This is a genomic window from Aliivibrio sp. 1S128 (assembly GCF_001691065.1).
GTDB lineage: Bacteria > Pseudomonadota > Gammaproteobacteria > Enterobacterales > Vibrionaceae > Aliivibrio.
The window spans coordinates 406346-426944 of the sequence record NZ_MAJV01000025.1; the positions used below are offsets into that span (position 1 = coordinate 406346).

Genomic DNA, 20599 nt, shown 5'->3' on the forward strand with positions numbered 1-20599 from the left:
GTGACTCCTAAGCGAATAATAAACGTAGCCACAAGCCCATTGGGGTTGTAACGCCAGTTGTAATTGAAGATATTTCACCGTTTTTTACGATGACGATCGATGGGGTAGCCGTAACTCCCCATTCTTTACTAATACTGCCCGTTGAATCATTAATCACGGGAAACTCATAGCCTTTGTAATTCATGAATGTCGTTAACCGAGTATTATCACCGGAGGTTATAGCGACAGAAACAACGTGATGCTCACTTGATAACCAACTCACGCTTGGGCTAACAACATTGCACACTGGGCACCATGTACCCCAAAAATAAAGTAAGACGGGTTCATCTTGACTCATCTTCTTAATGTCTACCCATTCGCCCTCGATTGTGTTGATTGACAGGGAAGGAATAGTTTCTGATGGCATGTCTTGGCTACGCCAAAAATCAACGGCAATAGAAAACAAGGTAATGATAAGCGTGAATTTGACGATCTCTTTTACCCAACGGGTGATCTTTTCTTTCATCGTTTGTGTCTTTTTTGGCGTTATGTCTTTCTTTGCCATTAGTCTGTTCTCCCTGCATATTCCATGGCTTGAATAACATCATCACTGGTTAATAGCACTGACAATGGTAATCCCTGAGGCGCATTGGGGCCATAAACGACATTGAGTGGCACCCCAAATCGTTGATGGCTTTTTAAGTAATTGGTGATTTTATCGCTTGGGTGCGTCCAATCGCCTTTCATGGTAATGACGTTATCTTGCTGTAATGCTGAATACACAGGATCTTGCAAAATCACACCAATCTTATTGGCCTTACAAGTAATACACCAATCAGCCGTTACATCGACAAAAACCGTTTTTCCTTGTTTAACGTATTCATCAATGGCGTGCTCATTAAGTGGCTGCCAAGCAAGGTTATCTTCAATAGGGCTAGCCCAGTGTTTTGTTGTCATGCTGCCAATAATTAGCGCAGCACTACTTGCAAATACAATGACAGCAATAATCGCAATAACAGTGTTTTTACCTTGGGTTTTACCTATTTGATACAGTAAGTATGTGCTGAGTAATAACCCAATAATGGCAGCTGATAGCCCACCAATAAATGGTGTAAGTAAACTCAGTAACCACAATGTGGTGATTAACATCATGAGGCCAAAAATGAGTTTGACTTTATTCATCCACATGCCCGGTTTTGGCATAAACGAAACAAGGCGAGGGAATAAAGCAAAAACCAACCAAGGTAGTGCCATACCTAACCCTAAGAAAGTGAATATCATCAACATTTCAAGGGTACTTGCACCTAATGCAAAGGCAACCGCGGTACCCAGAAATGGCGCACTGCATGGGGTTGCGAGTAAGGTTGCAAACATCCCTTGTACAAAATGCCCAACCGTTGAATCATTCCCTTTGTTTGCAAGAGAGGTAGAGAATCGACTTGGTAATTGAATTTCAAATACACCAAATAGATTAGCTGTGAATAAGGCGGTTATTGTGACCATAAAACCAATGAAAATAGGGTTTTGGAACTGAATTCCCCAACCAATAGCACTGCCTGTGAATTTTAAGATAAGTAACCCTGCTGCTAATAACCAAAATGAGGTTAATATTCCGGCGGCAGAGGCAAAAAACTGCAAGCGAATTGAGCGTTTACTCGCTTGAGAAGACGCCACCATGCTGTTCAGTTTCATGCCTAATACGGGCAATACACACGGCATAATATTAAGAATTAAACCACCAAGCAACGCAAAGCCTATCATTGTTAATAAGCTTGTTGATGCCATTTGTGCAAAAGGCTTGTCATTGATAACAGCCTTTAGCTCATGAGAGAAAAGGGCATCAGACACGGTAATCGAAATAGGTTTGCCGACTAAGTCTGTTTCGCCTAACCAGTTCGTCACCTTATAAGTCGCGGTGACGTCGTTACCATTAATGTCTATTGATGGTTGGGAAAAATAGTCATCGGTAATTTCGCTGCCATCAATGAGGATCTGTGGTTTATCCCAACCTGCATCTTGACGTAATTTAATGTGTAATTGTTGCGACACCTTATTAAATGAGGCAGCTACTATGGTAATAGAATCACTTGCTGTTGGTACGTTTGAAAACCCTTGTTGGTATAAATGTTGAGCGTCTGCGTCCGTTTCAATATCGGTGAGATTGATAGGAGGTAATTCCAAATCATATTCTGTTAGGACACAAATATTGGTACAGGTTGGCAGGGTCAACTTACCTAAGAAACTAACGGGTTTGGTAATATCATCAACGGTTAACTCCATAGGGAAAACAACATCATGCTTGTAGCCAAGTGTCATTAAGCCTGATTGCTCATAATAAGCAGGGGTAGGCCAATGCCAATCTAAATTAGAAAGGTTGGTTGATTTACTCCAATCGAGTACCGGTGAAACGCCTGCCTCACCAGGTGAGCGCCAATAGGTTTTCCATTCGCCATCAAGTTTTACCTCGAGTAAACCTCGTGCTTGATTGTTCTCTTCATCGACTTCACCTGTCAGCATAAAGCGAACTTGTGCCGGTGGATAATCAGGGTGAGTTAACCAACCTGTTGTAATGGGTTGTGCAGATACCGAAAATGCCGACAACAAGAGTGTTGACGTTAAAAGAATAGCTAAGCGTAATAGGCTCACTATTTTAACTGGTTGAATTTTAAACACAGTGTTACTCCGAAAATAATTATATAAAAAAGATATAAGTACTTACGGTATGTTTATTCTTGAAAGGTACAGAAGGCCAAATGCCGCCGCACACCATAAGAGGTGGTGGGCTCTGTAAATGCATAGGTAGCCCCAGCGTGTTTAAGCATAGACGCAATAATGAGCAGAGCGACGATAAACATGGGGATAGCAAAATCTAAATGAACAGTATGAGCATTAAATAAATGTTCACTGTTATGGCATTGAGAAACACCATCATCAGGAGTTTGAGTGGTTGATTGTTGCTGCAATTGCTCAGTCGCGTCTGGATGAGGCGTTAGTGAGCAAAATGAAGAGAGACCTAAATTTTGAGAAAAGCAAACCATTAGCACAATACTCACTAATATTAGTGACCATGAAGCGAGGTGTTGACGCTTGTATTGGAGTAATGAGAATTTCAAAAAATCAGCTCAACCTTAGGGTGATAACAACAATGCTATTCTATGGAGATAAATAGAAATATCAATGTTGTTTTTGTTATGATTAAAAAAATGAGTAGTTACATTCAGAAGAGCAGACAGCGTGAACTTCTGAATGGTTCAATCTTTTTCATTTTTTACCAAATTTTAAATGCTTGCCAGTTACTTAACGTGATAATCGTTGATTCTATCGGAGGGGCGAAAAATGCCAAGATAGCAACGACAACAAGGAAAACAGTCGTTAATGAGATATTTGAAAAGTCGGTGAGTTTAAATGCCGAACCAAACGATCGTTTAATTCGTACATTAGCTAAATCGACACTGTATAACTCATCCAACAACAAATGGATTATCCCCCCACAAAAAACAAACCCCCCTGACAGCCATGAAAATAAATCCGCATTTTTAAATTGTTCGTTAATGATGAAGGTTGTGATATTGGTTGTTAATAAACCACAAAATAATAAGAAGAGAATAGAGTGGCATATACCTCGATGAATGGTTTGCCATTCAAATACATTACGAACGCCATATTTTATAAAAAGATGAATGACTACAGGTAGGCCAATAAGAAGTAAAAATTGTCTTTCATTAATAGCGTCACTAGTAAAATATCGAATGCTAAGTAACACGATACAGATCGTGAAAAGATTAAAGATAATATCTAGAGATGTTGAATTATCAGAGTCGATATCAGGCAATAACCCACCAATAGTCCCTAAAAACCAAAGCCATAAGGCCGTATTGAGTTCTATGTGGTTTGCTGATAATAAGGCAGCAGAAGCAATGCCTGAAACGAAAGTGGCGCTGTTAAAATGAGTACTAAAATTTGCCATAGGTTTTTAACGATTTCTTTTGTAAAATAAAGCCTGAATTAATAGAGAAAATAATCATGTTTAAAGTATTTGCATTACTGTTTATCGCACTTGGAATTTATATTGGAATGAATTACGGCGATGAAGTTCAGAACATTATGGATTCAGATGCCTTTGAGAAAGTACAAGAAACTATCGTTGATGGAAAAGATCTTGTCGTAGATAAAATAGAAGACGCGGTTCAATAATTAAATAGAACCAAACTACTTAGCAATTAAGTGGTTTTCCTTAAAATAAAAATCCCCCTTGATGATTAGCATCTTGGGGGATTTTTAATTCTATAGCATCAAATAGTTAAAACCAATCAAATAACTGTATTTATATACAGTTATTTCTGTTTTCTACCCATTTTGATGTTTATTTGAGCGGAAGGATCGTAATTTCAACACGACGGTTACAGGCGCGGCCTTGTGATGTTGAGTTATCACATACTGGGTAACGTTCACCGTAACCTCGAGCGTGAACACGACCAGCGGCTACTTTTTGCTTAATTAGGTAAGTACGAACTGATTCAGCACGCTCTTCTGAAAGAGTTTGGTTTTTAATATCGTTACCAGAACTGTCAGTGTGGCCATCAATTTGAAGAGCGGTGTCTGGGTATTCAACAAGAATACGAGCAACACCATTTAATGTGTTGTAAATGCTAGCGTCTAATTGGTAAGAGCTAGATTGGAAGCCAACACCATTGTCCATGATAAGTTTTAATTCGTTATCACCAACTCGTTCGACTTGTACGCCAGAGCTTTTTAATTCGTCACGTAGAGCTTGTTCTTGGCTATCAAAATAGTAGCCAACACCACCACCAACTGCGCCACCTGCCGCTGCCCCGATTAATGCATTCTTACGACGTTCTTTGGCATTATCGCCAGTCGCAAGTCCAACGGCAACACCTGCAAGAATCCCAGCAAGCGCGCCTTTTCTTGCTGAGTTTGTTTCTGTTTCACCGGTGGTGGCATGTTGTCGGTTAAGCCCTCGACCTGCGTTATACCAAGCATCGCCGTTATAGCCACCGCCTCTGACATGAGCAATGGCGTAAATAACCCCGCGATCCAATAAGCTGATGATTTGTGGCATAAAGTAAGGTTTCATTGTTACGCCATACGCACCGTAACCATAAAGAAAAACAGGGCTTTTATGGGTTAACGTGTCTTTTCTATAAGCTAACGTAACCGGCAGATCTACTCCGTTTTCAGAAATGATCACTTGTTCAGTGATGTAATTTGATGGTGTCACCGTAGGGTAGTTGTCTTGTGAATAAAGCGTTCGTTCTAATGTTGAGCTATTTACCTTTTCCCATTTTGGCGGTTGAACCATCGACATACTGCGGATATAGAGAGTATTACTTTTAAAGTCACCCACACGACTTACCCATGCCGCTTGGCCAGAAACGGCAAGGCTTTCTTTATGGCGAATAGTTCCTTGATGATTTAAATAGATTAATTGTGTATGTTGACCTTCACCAATTGAAGCGACAGTTCCTGATGAAAAGAGGTAAAAGTTATTTAGATGCAAGCCTTTGGCTGGAGAATAGAATGAACGCCATTGTTGATTATTAAAAAGTTGCGCTAAAGAGATCGAATACAGCGCAAAGCGATTTTCTTTAATGTTGCTGTTAATAATGGCGTAACTCAGTTTTTTATCAGCAAGAGGGACGATGTCTAGGTAATATTCAACATCTTGTGTACGAGCTTTAATTGGTGGAGATAAGTCACCAGTCCTTAAATCTAATAAGCGTTGTTCACTGCTGTTGTCGTTATTGGTTTGAACGATGGCGTGATCACGGTCGCTGCTTTGATAAAAAGACAGTAACCAAGTTGAGTCTTTCTCTTCAAGAATAGAGTCAGTATCAGTATTACCCAAAGTGAATTTAATCAATTGAAAGGGTCTTGATGTGCGTATTTCTTGTTGGATTAAAAATAAAGAACGATCATCGTGAGACCATAATATATTTGGCTCCACACCTTTGGTTAGTGTTGTAACCGCATTAGTCGATAAATCCACCACACTAATTTGGTATTGTTCTGAGCCCGTAATGTCTTCCGCAATGGCCAGTGTTTTGTGATCATTACTTAATTCCCAGTGGCCTAATTGGTAATAATCAAATGTATTTGAACGTTCTGAAATATTAAATAAAGGCGTTATTTTTTTGGTTGTTAATTCACGAGAAAGTAATTGGCGCTGTCCATCATGCTGAGTGATGGCGTATTCGTATTTTCCTATTATTTTCCATGGTTTTTGAGAAACCGTTGGTTGGTTATCTTGCCATTCTTGTAATAATTTTGTGATGCTAGATTTAAGACCAGTTTTGAATTTATCAACATGTTTATTTTCATTTTTTAGGTGATGAATAGCATGTTCATTAGTGCGAGAATCGTCTCTTAACCACTCTAAATTATCAGTAGCAGATACTGATAATGTGAAGATGAATAGCCAATAATAAACATTAATAAATTTCATAAAAATAACGAATCCATGAGTTGATTGTATACACCGAGAGAATGGTGCATATAAATACGAATGAGATCAATTATCATTTTCATTTAAATTTGTTGTTATTGTGATGTGAATCACGCATTTGAGAGGCTACTTGACATTGTTTTACGTTTGTATGGTGGATTTTTGAGTATTTTGTTCTACGTAGGGTTTGAATGTAGAGGCGAAGCGAAGAGAAAGAATGGAAAAGAAAAAGGCACACTACCAATAATAATTAGACAGTGTGCTTACGAGGACTAGTTTTGTAAGTTGGCTAATAATTTTTCACAGGTTTTTTTCAATTGTTGTAACTCTTCTATTTCTAGCTGGCTTTTACAAAATATAGCATTAGGGACAGAGAGTGCTTGCTTCTTTAATTCGATGCCTTTTGTGGTGAGAAAAACTTGTCGAATACGCTCATCTTGAGTGCTGCGTTGACGAGTAATGATCTCTTTTACTTCTAGGCGTTTTAATAACGGCGTTAAGGTTCCTGAATCTAGGTGTAGCTCTTGACCTAATTCTTTTACATTGATGCCATTTCTTTCCCAAATAACCATCATTGCTAAGTACTGAGAATAAGTAAGATCCAGTTCGTTTAGTAGTGGGCGATACGCTCTTATCATGGCATTTGATGCACTATAAAGAGAAAAACAGACTTGATTTTTAAGTAACAATTGAGGTGCTTCCACTTCATTTTTACCGTGTTTCTCAGTTGAATTCGTCATTTTAACACCCTTATTAAAAATGGATTGCGCACAATATACTTGTATTTTGTCTTCGGATCGACTTATACTTATTGAAATTCAATTGTGCGCAATCTAATTGTTAGCAATTAAAGTAATTAATTATCGTATTTAATTTAAAGGACATCATTATGACGACGTTATACACAACGAAAGCAACAGCATCTGCAGGACGTAACGGCCAAGTAACGACAGACGACAACATGCTTGATCTTGCTTTAAGCTATCCAAAAGAAATGGGCGGAACAGGGGAAGCAACGAACCCTGAGCAATTGTTTGCGGCAGGGTATTCTGCGTGTTTCTCAAATGCGATTATTCACGTAGCACGTGAAATGAAAATTAAATTAACGCAAGCACCTGTAACGGCTGAAGTGGGCATTGGTCCAAATGAAACGGGTGGTTTTGCACTCACGGTTGCACTGGCTGTTACGTTAGATCTAGACGATGAACAAGCGCTGCAATTAGTAAAGACAGCACACCAAGTCTGCCCATACTCGAATGCAGTTAAAGGCAATATTGATGTGAAACTGTCAGTAAATGGCGTTGTACTATAATTGATTCAATGAGCTGACGTTATAAAGGATAAATAACATGAATACGCTGTTTTTAACGGTTGGGCGAGTCTTACTTGCGTTGTACTTTTTAGTACCTGGGATCATGAAATTTGTGTCATGGGATATGCACATCCAATTAATGGAAAAGCATAATATGCCATTTGTGCCTGTCCTATTAGGACTTGCGGGTATCTTCCAAATAGGTGCTGCCGTTTTACTAATAGCAAATCGTTTTACGTGGATAGTCGCCTTATTATTGGCAGGATTAGTGTTGGTTATTAATGTGTCGTTGCATGATTTCTGGAATTATTCAGGATTGGAAGGCGCGCATGAGATGCAGAATTTCATTAAGAACTTAGGTATTTTTGCTGGGTTATTGGTACTTTCAGGCCACGCAATGCCTGAGTGCTGTAAAGAAAAAGCCAAATCGTAATAACGATATAAAACAATCTCAAATTAAAATAGTAAAAAAGGGATATGACGTTAATCATATCCCTTTTTGTTGTCTGTTATTTAAGATGTGCTAAGTAAAGCGTTTATTATTTTTCTGCGGTGAAGAAATCGTTATACAGCATGTAAAGGTGAGCTGAACTCCAAGAGAAGTTTGGTGCACCTTGCTGCTCGCCAGTTAGTGGATTGTAGTTTTCACGGATAGGGCCGTCATCAACTAGGCCATCTGCGTGATCAAAGAATGCTCCTGCCATTTCAACCGCATCGTCACGATAGCCGTAGCTTTCCATGCCTTTTAGGCCAAAGTAAAATTGGTCAACCCAAACACGACCGCGCCAATAGATATCAGGACCAAATGCAGGGCTAGATAGTGCTGCCGTACCTAGTGGGATATAAGTATTGAATTCAGAGGTATCCTTCATTACTTTAACAACAGCGTCAGCATTTGCTTGGGTTGCTGCTTTATTGAAGAGTGGTGACCAACCTTCAGGGCCTTTTCCACGCTCAACAATTGGCTTACCCGCACAGCCGTTTGCTAATGGTTTGTCTTCAATACGGATATCGTAGAAGAAGCCAGTACCTTCATCAAACATACAAGTGTTGATGTAACTTGCTAACTTATCGGCTTTTTCACGGAACTCTTTTGCATCAGTATCTTTACCTAGGATATCAGCCATTTGAGCTAGATATTGGTTGTCACTGAACATGTAGCTTGCTTGGTCAACGGATTCTTGTAGTAGAGAATACCCCAGTAGCGTGCCATCTTTATCTCGATTTTGTGCGAATTTCACTTCCCAATCCGAGCGTTTACCACCATTAGCAACATAAGCGTCTAGTTGATCTTTATCGATAAAACCAAAGGCTGCCGCATCATCACGACCCGACTCCCAAGAGGCTGCTGTTTGTGCCGGGATCTCAATGTGGTCATAGTCCCCAGATTTTATGATCTCTTGATACTTATCTAAGCCTGCAAACTCTTCTTTCTTATCTCCACGTTCAACCGTAAATAGCATATCGCCATTGTCTGTATTGTGTGCTTTATCGCGTGAAGCACCATACTCAGGAACGCCGTTGCCATTGTTATCACGATTACGTAACCACCAATCATGATAAGCTACCAATTTAGGGTACATTTCTTCTAACCACGCTTTATCTTCAGTGGTTTTGTACACTTCCATTACTGCCCATGCAGCAAGACTTGGCTTGGTATTTCGCTCATTCCAGTTGCCACCGTCACCGCCACGCTCTGGGCTTGTGTTGTAAGCTAATAAATCAGGAATAAAACCAGCATCCCAAGGGCGAACTTTATCATCTGCTTGAATTTGATAAGCAAACATAGCGCGAATATTATCTTTTGCTACTTCAGGGTTGAAGTGTGCCATTGCGTAGGCTTGTTTCCATGTATCCCACGGCCATGTTTGGTTACCTGAGAACCAACGAGCGGTTACAGATGGTGTTACTGAATCAAACTCCATTGCACCAGCCGCACCACGCCAGTTACCATTAAGCGTTTCCATTGCTTTTACTGCAACGCGCTCTTGTTCAGGGGTTGCATTTGGGTTGGTTAAGCCTTTATCAAGGTATTCTTCCCAACGTTTTTCAGTCGCAACTAAATATTGATTCGGATTTGCTAGAATGTCGGTGATTTTAGCTTGTTCTGCTTGATTTTCTTCAGCGGTTAATACATGAGAATAAGTGGTGTAAATAGTAGTGGATTGCTCAATATTAGCGGTAGAAGTAAATGTTAAGCCATCAACAGTAGTCGCTGTTGGAATTGATTTATGAACCTGATATTCAGAGGCTCCAGACGTTAATAACGACCATGTTGCACGCACTTCACCAAAAGTAACCGTTAGTCCATCGTCAGTTGGTACGATAGTACGGTTGTAATCAGGGTAGGCCTCTGCAATCGTTTTATCTGATTGAGATTTCTCTTCTTTTGCGTGATTTCCTTCGATTAGCTCACCATCCCAAACCAGCTCAACAGGCGAGTTGGTTGTGATTTTAGTTTCCACTAACGAAGTACGGTTTGTGGCAAAGCGCAGTGTCATTTCGACTTTTACGTCATCAGAACTTAATACTTGCACTAATGCGCCAGGAAGGCTGTACGCTTCCATAGTAAATTCCACTTTCTTGCCACCTTTAAATACACTTAGGCGATCGAAATTGTTTGCCATGAAATTAATGTATTCTTCGGTAAGTAGAGCTGTTCCTGGGAAACCACCCATACCATCATCGTTGTCTGGTAGTAGATGACCGTGCCAAGAGCCCATGTCAAAGAATGGGTTAAAACGTTGATGATCATCAAAATCGTAATCACGCATATATTCAGGGGAACCCGTGCGATCAATCACGTCTTTAAATTGTGCCGCTTTAAGCTCAGTAGAGTTAAGGTCTGTAGGTGATGTTTGTGCGCAGCCCACAGCAAAAAGGGCAGTAGCAACAGCAAGTGCAGAAATTTTTAAATTCATAATTAAATTCTTATAATTGATTTAGCAAGCATTTAGTAAAGTTTAGTAAAGTTAACTTGGTAGATATTATTGATAAAGAGAACAATTGTCCGTGAACTCAGTCTCATTTAATGAAGCTGAGTTCAGGAAGAGTGTGATGTCGTTACCAGTAATAGTACTGCATGATAAATATTTCGTTGGCTGAATCTGTCGTGTCATTGTTCATGAAAAACTTAGTATCAATCGCGGTAGCAAATTTACCATCGGCGTATTCATACCAAACACCACCATTGAGGTAAGAGGTCGTTTCATCTTCGGCTGTATCAAGTTTAGTATTGGCATAGTTATAAGCCGCAGAAAGGTAAACTCCCTTAGCCACTTCATAATAAGCACTGGTCATGATGCCTGTTTCTGTACCTTCACTAATGTCATTACCTTGATCGGTATGATGCCAAACTCGAGCGGCTAAGGTTTTATATTCCGCTCCGATTAAGTACATCTCACCATCGCCATCGGTAAATTCAGCACCACCAAGTAACGTTAAGTTTTCGGCAATATCATACTGAACATAACCATTTACAAAGGCGGTATAGCTGTATTTATTGGCGTATTCATCATATTTACCGAAGTGAACAAGAGCATCATCTTCAGAAAAATTAGACTCTGGTGCTGCAGAAACACTGTAACGAAGGGCTCCTTCCTCATTACGGATTTTAATTCCTACATTTACATCTCGGGTATTTGGTAGGGTATAACCATTTTCTGGTGTTGCATCTCCCCACCATTGAATATCATCCAAAGATGAGTCTATGCGACCAGCAATAAACTCTGTTCCTGCGTCAGTTCTATAACCAGCATAAAAGCGGTTGATCCCTCCTTCAAATCCACCCCAACCATGGCCGGTTGCCCATGCATTGCCATCATCATCCGCTTGTACTGTCCAACCCTCACCGTAAATGAGACCGAACCAGTTGCCTTCTTCAATGGCGAGTCCGCCTTCAATATAGGTGCCATCACTGTAGCGACCTTTATCGTCACCATCAAAGAATGTGCGACCACCAATGCCCATTTCACCGTAAAAGTCGGTTTCAATGGCATGGACATTCGCTGTTAAAAGTAGAGTGGAAAGTAAAGACAGCTTTGCAAAAGTAGGTTTCATGTTTAGAGGTTCTCACTGTTGTGGGTAAATTTTTCTTATTAGAAATTGATTGGGTTACTCGGTAATAAATGAATACGGAGTTAATTATCAATAAAGAAAGAATAGCGAGGAGAGATAAGAAAAAGAAGAATAAAACGGCATAAATGTGAGAGAAGTGAGATTATTTTTATCTATATTTACTTAAAGTTTTACTTCTAAAAAGATCTAATTTACTTAGACCTAATTAGGGAGTATTTACTTAATCTTCATGTATTGTTTTGGTGAGCGGCCTAATGTTTTTTTGAAGAAAGAGATGAAAGCGCTGACCGATTCATAGCCTAGATCTTCAGCAATGCGTTGAACCGCGTCTCCAGAAGAGAGTTTTTGCAACGCCACTACAATGTGTAATTGACTGCGCCAATGGCCAAAGGTCATTCCTAACTCTTGTTTTACTAATCTTGATAGCGTTCTTTCACTCATGGCAAAGCGTTTTGCCCATTCACCAACAGTGAGGCGATTGCTTGGATCACCGTACATTTCTTTGGCTATTTTATGTAAGCGAGGCTCTGAGGGGATAGGGAAATCAAAGTGCTCTGCTGGCATGGCGGTTAATTCATCGAGCAGTACCTCTACTAATCTTGCGGTTCGCCCTTCGGCTTCATAATGTTGATCGGTTGATGATAACGCAATGATCGATTCGCGCAATAAAGGGGAGATAGACAAGGTACAGCTCTTCTCTGGAATGCCTTTTATGTCGGGATCAATAAAAAGCATACACACATCAGAACCTGATGATATTCGATTGCTGTGAAATACTTGGCTTGGTATCCAAACGGCACAATTTGCAGGTACCATCCAAATGGCGTCGGCAATAGTACAAGTGACAAATCCGCTTAACGGCATCACCAATTGACCTCTTTGATGCTGATGAAAGACCGTTTCTTCTTCTTGATTAATACGAAGAGCGGTGACTTTTTGTGAGTAGGCATCAGAATCAAAATTATAAAATATTGAATTGTTAGGCATGGCTTTGACCGTTTATCGTTATTTATTGTCAATATACATAAATTCGGATGAGAAAGTAAGGTATATGATAGAGCCTAGATTTGAGGAGATTTGTATGTCACATAAAAATAAAATTAAAAAACTGGCGCACCCTGGGCTTGTGATTGTTGGTATTTTACTTATTGCGAGCAATCTTCGAGGTCCAATTACGGGAATTGGCCCCATTTTAGATTTCATTTCACAAGATTTGGGATTAACGGCAACAGAAGCCGGAATGATCACCACCGTTCCTCTGTTGGCTTTTGCTTTCTTTTCTCCTCTCTCATCAGGATTAGCTCGAAAAATAGGATTAGAATCGTCATTAATGGTGGCTTTGATCGCGATTACCATCGGTGTTCTTCTTCGTTCGGCTGGGTCGGTTCCGATGCTGTTTTTAGGAACCAGTATTATTGGGGTCGGTATTGCGATTGGTAATGTATTACTGCCAAGTTTACTAAAGCGAGATTTTCCAAAGCAAGTGACGACGTTTACTGCTATCTATGTATTAATGATGGGGGTTGGGTCGACCATTAGTTCAAGTTCCGCTATACCAATGCTAAATTTAGCAGATTCTTTGGGTATCACGGCCATACCAAATTGGGCTGTATCACTGGGTTCGGTCATTATCTTTCCCATTATCGCTATTGCAGTGTGGTCATTACAGTTAGGTAATCGCACGGCACCAACGAAAGATACGGCACAAATTGACAGTCACAGCTATATCTGGAAAACAGCGGCGGCATGGCAAGTGACGGTTTTCTTAGGGTTGAACTCATTCATTATGTACATCTTCATTGCTTGGTTACCGACTATCTTGGTTGATAATGGGTATTCAGAGCATCAAGCGGGGTATTTACATGGGATTTTACAACTTTCAACAGCGGTACCGGCGTTAATTCTTATTCCGTTAATGTCGAAAATAAAAGACAAACGAGTATTAAGTGTGTTGATGTCAACGTTAGCGTTTGTTGGTATCTGTGGTTTATTAACGATGCCAGAGCTGGCGGTTGTTTGGATCATTATGTTTGGTTTTAGTTGTGGTGGTGGTTTTATTTTAGGTTTGTCGTTTGTTGGTATTCGAACTCACGATGCACATCAAGCGGCCGCATTATCAGGGATGGCTCAATGTATGGGTTATCTTCTTGCGGCAGGAGGGCCTATCTTTTTTGGTTTGTTGCATGAGATGACAGGAAGCTGGAATGCGCCATTGATGATGTGTCTTGGTGTTTGTATTGCGTGGGGTATCACTGCGATGTTTGCAGGGCTGCCATATACGATAGATAAAAAAGGCCATGCCAAACGAGTGTAATATTCATTTCATACTGATTGCATTTAGGCATTAGCTAAATAAGAACAGACACAAAAAAGGCACTGAGGAGATCAGTGCCTTTTGATTTTAGGGAGATACGAAAACTAAACGCTAATTTGATTCCTACCTATTTTACCGTTGCTGTTTTTAGTTCAGCATTTTTAGCTTGTTTCTTTTCAAAGCGAGAGATCCACCACCATGCAATGGCAGAGAATACAGCGGTCATAAACACGTTAATAAAGAAGGCCTTAACTAAATCAACACCGGTTGGGAAGGCTGATGCAGTCATACTTACGACAAAGATAGCAATAAGAACAGACACCACACTCATACCAAACTTACGAGAACCCATGCGGAAATCTCGTGGCGTATCGTCATACTTAAGACGGAAAACAAAGTAAGCAACCATAATAAAGATCGGCGGTAGCATTGCGGTACCAGCAGTTAGGTTGATAGCGGTGTTCATCATTTCTTGTACTGATTCAGAACCAAAGCCATTCACGATTAACATTACAACAACGAAAGCAAATTGCCACCAAGCGGCGCGAACAGGAACACCGTGTTCATTTAGTTCAGTTGTTTTCTCACCGTAAACACCTTTTGGAATTTCAGAGAAGTGAATCTTAACAGGAGCAGCAGTCCACATCATCATCGAGCCAAACATAGCGATGAACAGAACGATACCAACAAAGCGACCAACTAATGATTCAGAGATACTGAAGTACTGAGCCATACCCGTAAATATTTCAACCATACCACCTGCGTAAGTCAACGATTCACGAGGCACAAACACGTTAACTAGCAGAGAGCCTACCGCGTACATAGCGCCTATAAGAACACCTGCTGCGATGATTACTTTAATGAAAGTCTTCTGACCGCCTTTCACATCTTTCAAGTAGGCTGCGGCGGTTTCTGCCCCACCGGCTGCTTGGAAAATCCAACACATAATGCCGAGTGTTGCCCAGTTAATGGTTGGAGTCATTGCTTCTAGTGTGATTGGTTCTGCTGGAACGTGATCCCCACCCAATGCCATTAGCGCGCCAATGACGTAAATACCAAACAATGCGAACACACCGTATGCCACTAACTCTGAAATTTTACCTAACCAAGAAGCGCCTTTTGTCGATATGTGAGTTGCCCCTGCAAACAAAACAATCGAAATAATAGAGGTCACCATTGGTGAGAAGCTGTATTCATAACCCAGCATTGCATAAGACGCATAAGCGATAACGTTAGGCAATAGAGAGATAAACCAAAATAGGTTAACAAACCAATAAAGGAAAGAACCCAAGTACGCGGCTTTAGTACCTAATGGTTTTTTTAGCCAATCGTACATGCCTGATTCTGAATCTTTGTTTGCAGACACAAATTCAGAGATGATAAATACGAATGGAATGAAGTAAACAAGGGTAGCAAGCAAAAAAATGGGCGCAGAACTCAGCCCCAATTCGATATTATTATTCACAATGTTGCGGACATTAAAGACCGCGGCGAGGGTCATAGACAGTAAAGCAAATTTTCCTATTGTCCCTCGTAAAGAATCAGACATAGTAATGGTATCCCTATAGTTATGTTTGCAGATTATTCTAATTAATAGTTTTAGGTAACTTTTAGTAAAATTATGGTAATTAAATTTACTAAAAGTTACTGTGAGTTCTGTCATTAAACCGGGAATAAAAAAACAGCAAACTGTGATGGGGATCTACGCTAGCACAGAGAATAGTGATCAGTAGAAAAATAAAAGAAATAACTTTGCACCCATATTTATAGGTGCAAAGAAGTGAGACATAGGAAGTACGGAAGGTTATTTGGGTTGTCGTGCTCAATAAACCAGAAAGTAGCGCTAATACGACTAGCTTAGGTAGTTATTAATATCAACGTCATCACACTGTTCTGGGTTTAAGTGTATTTCTGCGTATTTGAGATAAAGACCAGAGGTTAAAAATAAATTAAATAAGGCTTTATCTATGTGTTTATCTTTAACCATGAAGCTCATGATTTTTAAAGACTCCGTTAATGTTTTTGCTTTCTTATATGGTCGATCGTGACTGGTTAGGGCTTCAAAAATATCAGCAATAGCCATTGCTCGTGCGGTGAGTGGCATTTCTTCTGCTTTTAGTCCCATAGGGTAACCAGTGCCATCGACTTTTTCATGATGGCCACCTGCTATTTTTGGAACATCCTTCATCGTTTTTGGAAATGGGAGAGCTTCCAGCATTTTAATGGTCTGAATAATATGGTCATTTATTGTGAATCGCTCTTCATTATTTAACGTACCGCGCTGAATCGATAGATTATAGGCTTCACCAATATTATTTGTGTATTCTGGAGGTTGTAATGTAAAGCGTGGATCTTGATCTGTATTGGTTGTTCTCGGAATTAAGTGAGATTGATTGTCTTGTAAGAGAGTAACCGTTAAGGGAACTCGGATGTTATTTGAGTTATTCAGGCGTGCTTTTTCTTCCCATGCCAGACCAAGGCTATTATCTAGTGTCTGTACCCAGGTTTGTTGACCAATTTCTTGAATTTTTTCAGCGTCTTGCTCTGATAAGAACTCATCACCCACATTTACCCTCGCAATAAGAGCAAATTCTTCATCTAATCGTTGCCATTCTTGTTCCAGTTCTTCTCTATACTCATCAGGCAGTGTGTTGTTGAACGCTTGTTTCCATTGTTTTATTTCAGCATCACGTTTTAATACTTCAAATCTTGTTCTTATTTCATGAATTCGATTGTAAATAGTTTCTAATTTTGTTGCTTTATCAACGATGTATTCTGGTGTGGTTATTTTACCGCAATCATGTAACCACGAAGCAATTCTTAACTCTTCTTGTTGTGTTGAACTCAGTTTAAAATCGTTAAAGGGTGGAGTGGAAGAATCACTCGCCACTTGCGAAAGCCATTGGGTTAATAAAGGCACTTTCTGGCAATGGTTTCCAGTATAAGGAGACTTTGTATCTATCGCACTTGCCATTATTTGAATAAAAGAGTCGAGTAAATTCTTTTGATTTTGTTGCATTTTTCTTCCATCGAGAGCAATCGCGGTATAATTCACTAAGGATTCAAAGTAGTGAAATTGAGTATGACGAATGTACTCGCTCTCTTTCACATCAAACACTAATACCATTGCCCCTATGGTTTGTTTTTCTCTAGAAAATAAAGGAAAGGTGATAGACCATATTTGTTCACTGTTTAAACCCAATTTGCCCTGTTCTTGTTTGTCGAGCAGATTAATATTAAGGTTTTCAAAGGGTTTCTTTTTGATCATCATGTGTTCAATTATTTTTGCTATTTTTTCATCATTTAGAGCAAAGCTTTCTAATTGACTAATGTCTTCGTTTTGTGTGGTGGCTCTCCATGCAAATTGAGGCTCTATGTGCGTTTCTGCATCATTAACAAGGTAAAGATAAGCAGCGTTTGCTTTTGTTGCTTCGGCAGTACTGCGGCCAATGAGTTTTATTAATTCATCAAAATCATTTTCTTTTGATATTGAGTTCGTTAGATTGAAGTAATTTTCTATTGCTGATTTCATGCTGGAAATCGATCGGGTTAGATTTTCTATTTCAAGAATTTTAGTAGGAGTTTGATCGATAGATGAAAAATCAAATGTAGATATTAATCGTGCTTGCTCTGTGGCTTGTTGCATTGGCTTTGATATTCTTTGTGATAGGAAGTAGACGCAAGGAATAGATAGAATAAGGATAACGAAAGACCACAAGATGGTTTGTTGGCGAATAATATAGGCACTAGATAATAACTCTGATTCTTTTACCGCAATCAATAAGTTTAATGTTCGCTCTGTATTAATTTGAACCGAAAATATTTTCCCATACCATTTTTCGCCATTATTTTGATATGGTTGAATTTCTTGGTCTAAATTGATGTGATTAATTGAATTTAATACCTCAGGGTTAAATAAATCACTCAAATTAATAATTTTACTTTCTTCTTTTTTAATTAAAGCGAGGCTAGGGGCATTACTTGCGTAAACGATGCTTTTTTCATCGTAAAGCACTCTAAGAGAGGAAGGGTAAATAGTCGTACTTTTTAATACGTGACTGAGTTTTTCCATTAAAATATCAGCACTTACAACAACGTTATTCTCTGCTTTCTTATGAAGGGTTAAACCAAATTGTTGTAATCCTGGAAAGTAACGAGGTTTAGATAAAACAATTTTTTCTTTGTTTGAATTCTTAAACCAATTTTCATTTCTTGGATCATACTGATGTTCATTAAGTTCATCTGAACGGATAAAACGTGCTTGATTATCGTAGAAAAAAACGGTGGTTTTATTTTCGATAGCAGAGTTATGATTGATGAAGAAATAGTAAGTATTCTCTGGAGTGTTTAGTTTTTTTCTAAATAAGGAATTACCTAATATACCAACGCCAAACCAATCGCCATTTGGAAAGGAAATACGATACGTCGAGACGTGTTTATGTAAATCTAAGAGCATCGCTAATTCGGTAAAGTAAGCGTTGCGCTGCTCTAATGTTTCGGTATGGACTATATCTCTTTTGGAGAGCTTAGCTATTGCGTTAAATGCGGGTCTATATTCACTTCTTATTGAAGATCTTGTATCTGTCGATATTCGGTCAAAAATGGTTGAGGTAGCTTCAAGTAAAAGTTGATTGATGCCTTTGTTGGTGATGTATATTTGTACCGAACAGATGACGACGATCATTACCATAAACAACGTCGATATATGAATGTGCAGTGGCAATAGCAGTTTATCTTTTATTTTTTTTATTCGAGATATCATAACGCACCAATTGTTTTTATTATCTAGAATAAACGTAGTTTACAAATAGGAAAAAATCGATGGCGAATAACGGATAAAGTATTAATTAAAATAAAAAAACCGAGAGTATGGCTACTCTCGGTTTTTTTCGGTTTAGTTTTATTTAATTAAAAAACCATGAATTATTGAACCGCAGGTTTTGCTTCTTCAATTCGTTCTTCTTTAGATAATGATTTTTCGTATTTGCTGTATTTCCACCATGCATAACCAAGGAAGATAACAATACCACCGACGTTGTAGAAGATAATCGTCATGATATCAGCACCCGTTGGGAAGGTTGACGCAAAGAAACCAACCGTGAAGATACCAATCAGAATTGAAACCACAGTGATACCAGTAAGGCGAGAGCCCATTCTAAAGTCACGCTCTAGATGATCCAGTTTTATACGTAAGTTTAAGTACGCAATCATGATGAACAGTGGTGGAAGCATAGAGGCTGCCGCTGTCATGTTAATGATGGTGCTCATTAAATCTTGTACCGTATCAGACGCTAGTGTTGGGATAAACATTAGTGGAATAACGATTAAGAACTGAATCCATGCCGCACGAACCGGAACACCTTGTTTATTTAGTGCTACTGTTTTTTCACCAAAAATACCTTTTGGAATTTCAGAGAAGAAGATCTTAACCGGTGTTGCTGTCCACATTAGTAGCGAACCAAGCATAGCAGTGAATGATACGATACCAACAAAGCGGTTCATGATGATTTCAGATAAACCAAAGTGTCTTGCTAGCCCTTCAAATACTTGAACAGAGCCGCCAGTAAATTTAAGCTCTTCACGAGAGACAAATACGTTAGCAACGACTGAACCGACAGAATAAAGCACACCGATAAAGATACCTGCAATGATGATCACTTTAACGAACGATTTGTGACCGCCTTTGATGTCGTTTACATAAACCGCAACCGATTCTGCACCGCCTGCCGCCATGAATATCCATGTGATTACACCAAGGAATGCCCAGTTAAATGTTGGAGTCATTGCTTCAATAGTGATTGGGTCTGCTGGTTCAATACCACCAAGAAGTGCACCACCTGATAGAAGAATGTATGACAAGGTGAGTAGTAACATTAACGATGAAGTGATAGAGGTTATTGGCCCTAACAGTTTTGCACCATTGTTTGATACGTGCGTTGCTACTGCAAAGAGTAGGGTACTTAATACCGCCGTAGTGAGTGGCGTAAATATGTACTCGAACCCTAAGAAAGCGTAAGACGCATAAGCGATAATTCTTGGCAGTAAAGAGGTAAAGAAAAATAGGTTAACAAACCAATAAGTATAGGCCGTGATGAATGCCCAACGGCCACCTAATGAGCTTTTTACCCATGCGTAAACGCCAGCTTCAGAGCTTTTATTTAAGGATACAAATTCAGCTACTATTAAACAGAATGGAACAAAATAGAGTAGAGTAGCAAGAAAGAACATTGGGGCGGAAGATAAGCCAATTTCGATGTTATTGTTAATGATATTATTGAAGCTATAAACTGCTGCAAAGGTCATAGACAGCAAGGCGAACTTGCCTATGGTGCCTCGTGTTGATGTAGACATAAGGTACTCCGATGAATCACATATTGTAGGTATGATGGGAGAGATTTGGTTGCGATTTGCGATCCAATCTCTCCCTATTATTTGGCTCTGAATATATTTTCAG

The 20599-nt window shown here is 39.4% G+C and carries 15 protein-coding genes and 2 pseudogenes; 4 read left to right on the forward strand and 13 right to left on the reverse strand.

The features are described 5' to 3' along the window. Positions 1 to 7 precede the first annotated feature (7 nt). The 4 genes from A6E03_RS06100 to A6E03_RS06115 all read right to left on the reverse strand — a co-directional run bounded on the left by A6E03_RS06100 (position 8) and on the right by A6E03_RS06115 (position 3946). Positions 8 to 544, reverse strand: coding sequence for a protein disulfide oxidoreductase (locus A6E03_RS06100; RefSeq protein ID WP_065593413.1), 537 nt, complete (start codon positions 542 to 544; stop codon positions 8 to 10). Beyond that, positions 544 to 2652 carry a protein-disulfide reductase DsbD gene (locus A6E03_RS06105; RefSeq protein WP_065600402.1) on the reverse strand — a complete coding sequence of 703 codons (2109 nt, stop codon included), beginning with the start codon at positions 2650 to 2652 and terminating at the stop codon, positions 544 to 546. The genes A6E03_RS06100 and A6E03_RS06105 overlap by 1 nt, the downstream gene beginning before the upstream one ends. Positions 2653 to 2705: 53 nt before the next feature. Continuing rightward, a complete protein-coding gene (locus A6E03_RS06110) occupies positions 2706 to 3017 on the reverse strand; it encodes a hypothetical protein (RefSeq protein WP_255310596.1) in 312 nt (103 codons plus the stop codon). Positions 3018 to 3247: 230 nt separating this feature from the next. Beyond that, positions 3248 to 3946, reverse strand: a complete 699-nt coding sequence (locus A6E03_RS06115) for a metal-dependent hydrolase (protein WP_065600403.1) — start codon at positions 3944 to 3946, stop codon at positions 3248 to 3250. A gap of 56 nt (positions 3947 to 4002) precedes the next feature. Between A6E03_RS06115 and A6E03_RS19995 the strand changes: the two genes are divergently transcribed. After that, entirely contained in the window at positions 4003 to 4173 is a 171-nt protein-coding gene (locus A6E03_RS19995; RefSeq protein ID WP_141676963.1) for a hypothetical protein, read from the forward strand. A gap of 169 nt (positions 4174 to 4342) precedes the next feature. Here A6E03_RS19995 and A6E03_RS20210 read toward each other — a convergent pair. The 3 genes and pseudogenes from A6E03_RS20210 to A6E03_RS06125 form a co-directional block, all read right to left on the reverse strand. Further along, a pseudogene (locus tag A6E03_RS20210) lies at positions 4343 to 4948 on the reverse strand (OmpA family protein); the annotation flags it as partial. Between the two features lie 51 nt (positions 4949 to 4999). Next, positions 5000 to 6442: pseudogene (locus tag A6E03_RS19790) on the reverse strand (S9 family peptidase); the annotation flags it as partial. Between the two features lie 272 nt (positions 6443 to 6714). Continuing rightward, a complete protein-coding gene (locus A6E03_RS06125; protein ID WP_065600405.1) occupies positions 6715 to 7182 on the reverse strand; it encodes a MarR family winged helix-turn-helix transcriptional regulator in 468 nt (155 codons plus the stop codon). 149 nt (positions 7183 to 7331) lie between these two features. On the opposite strand from A6E03_RS06125, the gene A6E03_RS06130 reads away from it, so the two are divergent. Together A6E03_RS06130 and A6E03_RS06135 are read left to right on the forward strand one after the other, a co-directional pair. Beyond that, a complete protein-coding gene (locus A6E03_RS06130) occupies positions 7332 to 7754 on the forward strand; it encodes an organic hydroperoxide resistance protein (protein ID WP_065600406.1) in 423 nt (140 codons plus the stop codon). Between the two features lie 37 nt (positions 7755 to 7791). Beyond that, positions 7792 to 8187, forward strand: a complete 396-nt coding sequence (locus A6E03_RS06135) for a DoxX family protein (protein ID WP_065600407.1) — start codon at positions 7792 to 7794, stop codon at positions 8185 to 8187. 106 nt (positions 8188 to 8293) lie between these two features. Here A6E03_RS06135 and ygjK read toward each other — a convergent pair whose 3' ends face one another. The 3 genes from ygjK to A6E03_RS06150 form a co-directional block, all read right to left on the reverse strand. After that, positions 8294 to 10675 (reverse strand): alpha-glucosidase, encoded by a 2382-nt coding sequence (gene ygjK / locus A6E03_RS06140; protein ID WP_065600408.1) that lies wholly within the window; start codon positions 10673 to 10675, stop codon positions 8294 to 8296. Between the two features lie 142 nt (positions 10676 to 10817). After that, a complete protein-coding gene (gene ygjJ / locus A6E03_RS06145) occupies positions 10818 to 11813 on the reverse strand; it encodes a protein YgjJ (protein ID WP_065600409.1) in 996 nt (331 codons plus the stop codon). A gap of 234 nt (positions 11814 to 12047) precedes the next feature. Further along, positions 12048 to 12818, reverse strand: a complete 771-nt coding sequence (locus A6E03_RS06150) for a helix-turn-helix domain-containing protein (protein ID WP_176703454.1) — start codon at positions 12816 to 12818, stop codon at positions 12048 to 12050. Between the two features lie 94 nt (positions 12819 to 12912). Here A6E03_RS06150 and A6E03_RS06155 point away from each other — a divergent pair, with 94 nt between their 5' ends. Then, a complete protein-coding gene (locus tag A6E03_RS06155) occupies positions 12913 to 14145 on the forward strand; it encodes a CynX/NimT family MFS transporter (RefSeq protein WP_065600410.1) in 1233 nt (410 codons plus the stop codon). A gap of 127 nt (positions 14146 to 14272) precedes the next feature. Here the strand turns inward: A6E03_RS06155 and A6E03_RS06160 are convergent, their stop codons facing one another. From A6E03_RS06160 to A6E03_RS06170, 3 genes are all read right to left on the reverse strand, one after another. Continuing rightward, positions 14273 to 15694, reverse strand: a complete 1422-nt coding sequence (locus A6E03_RS06160; protein WP_065593428.1) for an amino acid permease — start codon at positions 15692 to 15694, stop codon at positions 14273 to 14275. Positions 15695 to 15997: 303 nt separating this feature from the next. After that, positions 15998 to 18907 carry an HD domain-containing phosphohydrolase gene (locus A6E03_RS06165; RefSeq protein ID WP_255310597.1) on the reverse strand — a complete coding sequence of 970 codons (2910 nt, stop codon included), beginning with the start codon at positions 18905 to 18907 and terminating at the stop codon, positions 15998 to 16000. Between the two features lie 161 nt (positions 18908 to 19068). Then, positions 19069 to 20496: an amino acid permease gene (locus tag A6E03_RS06170; RefSeq protein WP_065600411.1), complete on the reverse strand. Its 1428-nt coding sequence runs from the start codon at positions 20494 to 20496 to the stop codon at positions 19069 to 19071. Positions 20497 to 20599: the final 103 nt, after the last annotated feature.

Excerpts from the sequence above, each read along its gene's own strand:
- A6E03_RS06170 (WP_065600411.1), bottom strand. The coding sequence starts at position 20,496 with ATGTCTACATCAACACGAGGCACCATAGGCAAGTTCGCCTTGCTGTCT.
- A6E03_RS19995 (WP_141676963.1), top strand. The coding sequence starts at position 4,003 with ATGTTTAAAGTATTTGCATTACTGTTTATCGCACTTGGAATTTATATT.
- A6E03_RS06165 (WP_255310597.1), bottom strand. The coding sequence starts at position 18,907 with ATGATATCTCGAATAAAAAAAATAAAAGATAAACTGCTATTGCCACTG.
- A6E03_RS06135 (WP_065600407.1), top strand. The coding sequence starts at position 7,792 with ATGAATACGCTGTTTTTAACGGTTGGGCGAGTCTTACTTGCGTTGTAC.
- A6E03_RS06130 (WP_065600406.1), top strand. The coding sequence starts at position 7,332 with ATGACGACGTTATACACAACGAAAGCAACAGCATCTGCAGGACGTAAC.
- A6E03_RS06155 (WP_065600410.1), top strand. The coding sequence starts at position 12,913 with ATGTCACATAAAAATAAAATTAAAAAACTGGCGCACCCTGGGCTTGTG.
- ygjK (WP_065600408.1), bottom strand. The coding sequence starts at position 10,675 with ATGAATTTAAAAATTTCTGCACTTGCTGTTGCTACTGCCCTTTTTGCT.
- ygjJ (WP_065600409.1), bottom strand. The coding sequence starts at position 11,813 with ATGAAACCTACTTTTGCAAAGCTGTCTTTACTTTCCACTCTACTTTTA.
- A6E03_RS06150 (WP_176703454.1), bottom strand. The coding sequence starts at position 12,818 with ATGCCTAACAATTCAATATTTTATAATTTTGATTCTGATGCCTACTCA.
- A6E03_RS06125 (WP_065600405.1), bottom strand. The coding sequence starts at position 7,182 with ATGACGAATTCAACTGAGAAACACGGTAAAAATGAAGTGGAAGCACCT.
- A6E03_RS06160 (WP_065593428.1), bottom strand. The coding sequence starts at position 15,694 with ATGTCTGATTCTTTACGAGGGACAATAGGAAAATTTGCTTTACTGTCT.
- A6E03_RS06100 (WP_065593413.1), bottom strand. The coding sequence starts at position 544 with ATGGCAAAGAAAGACATAACGCCAAAAAAGACACAAACGATGAAAGAA.
- A6E03_RS06110 (WP_255310596.1), bottom strand. The coding sequence starts at position 3,017 with ATGGTTTGCTTTTCTCAAAATTTAGGTCTCTCTTCATTTTGCTCACTA.
- A6E03_RS06115 (WP_065600403.1), bottom strand. The coding sequence starts at position 3,946 with ATGGCAAATTTTAGTACTCATTTTAACAGCGCCACTTTCGTTTCAGGC.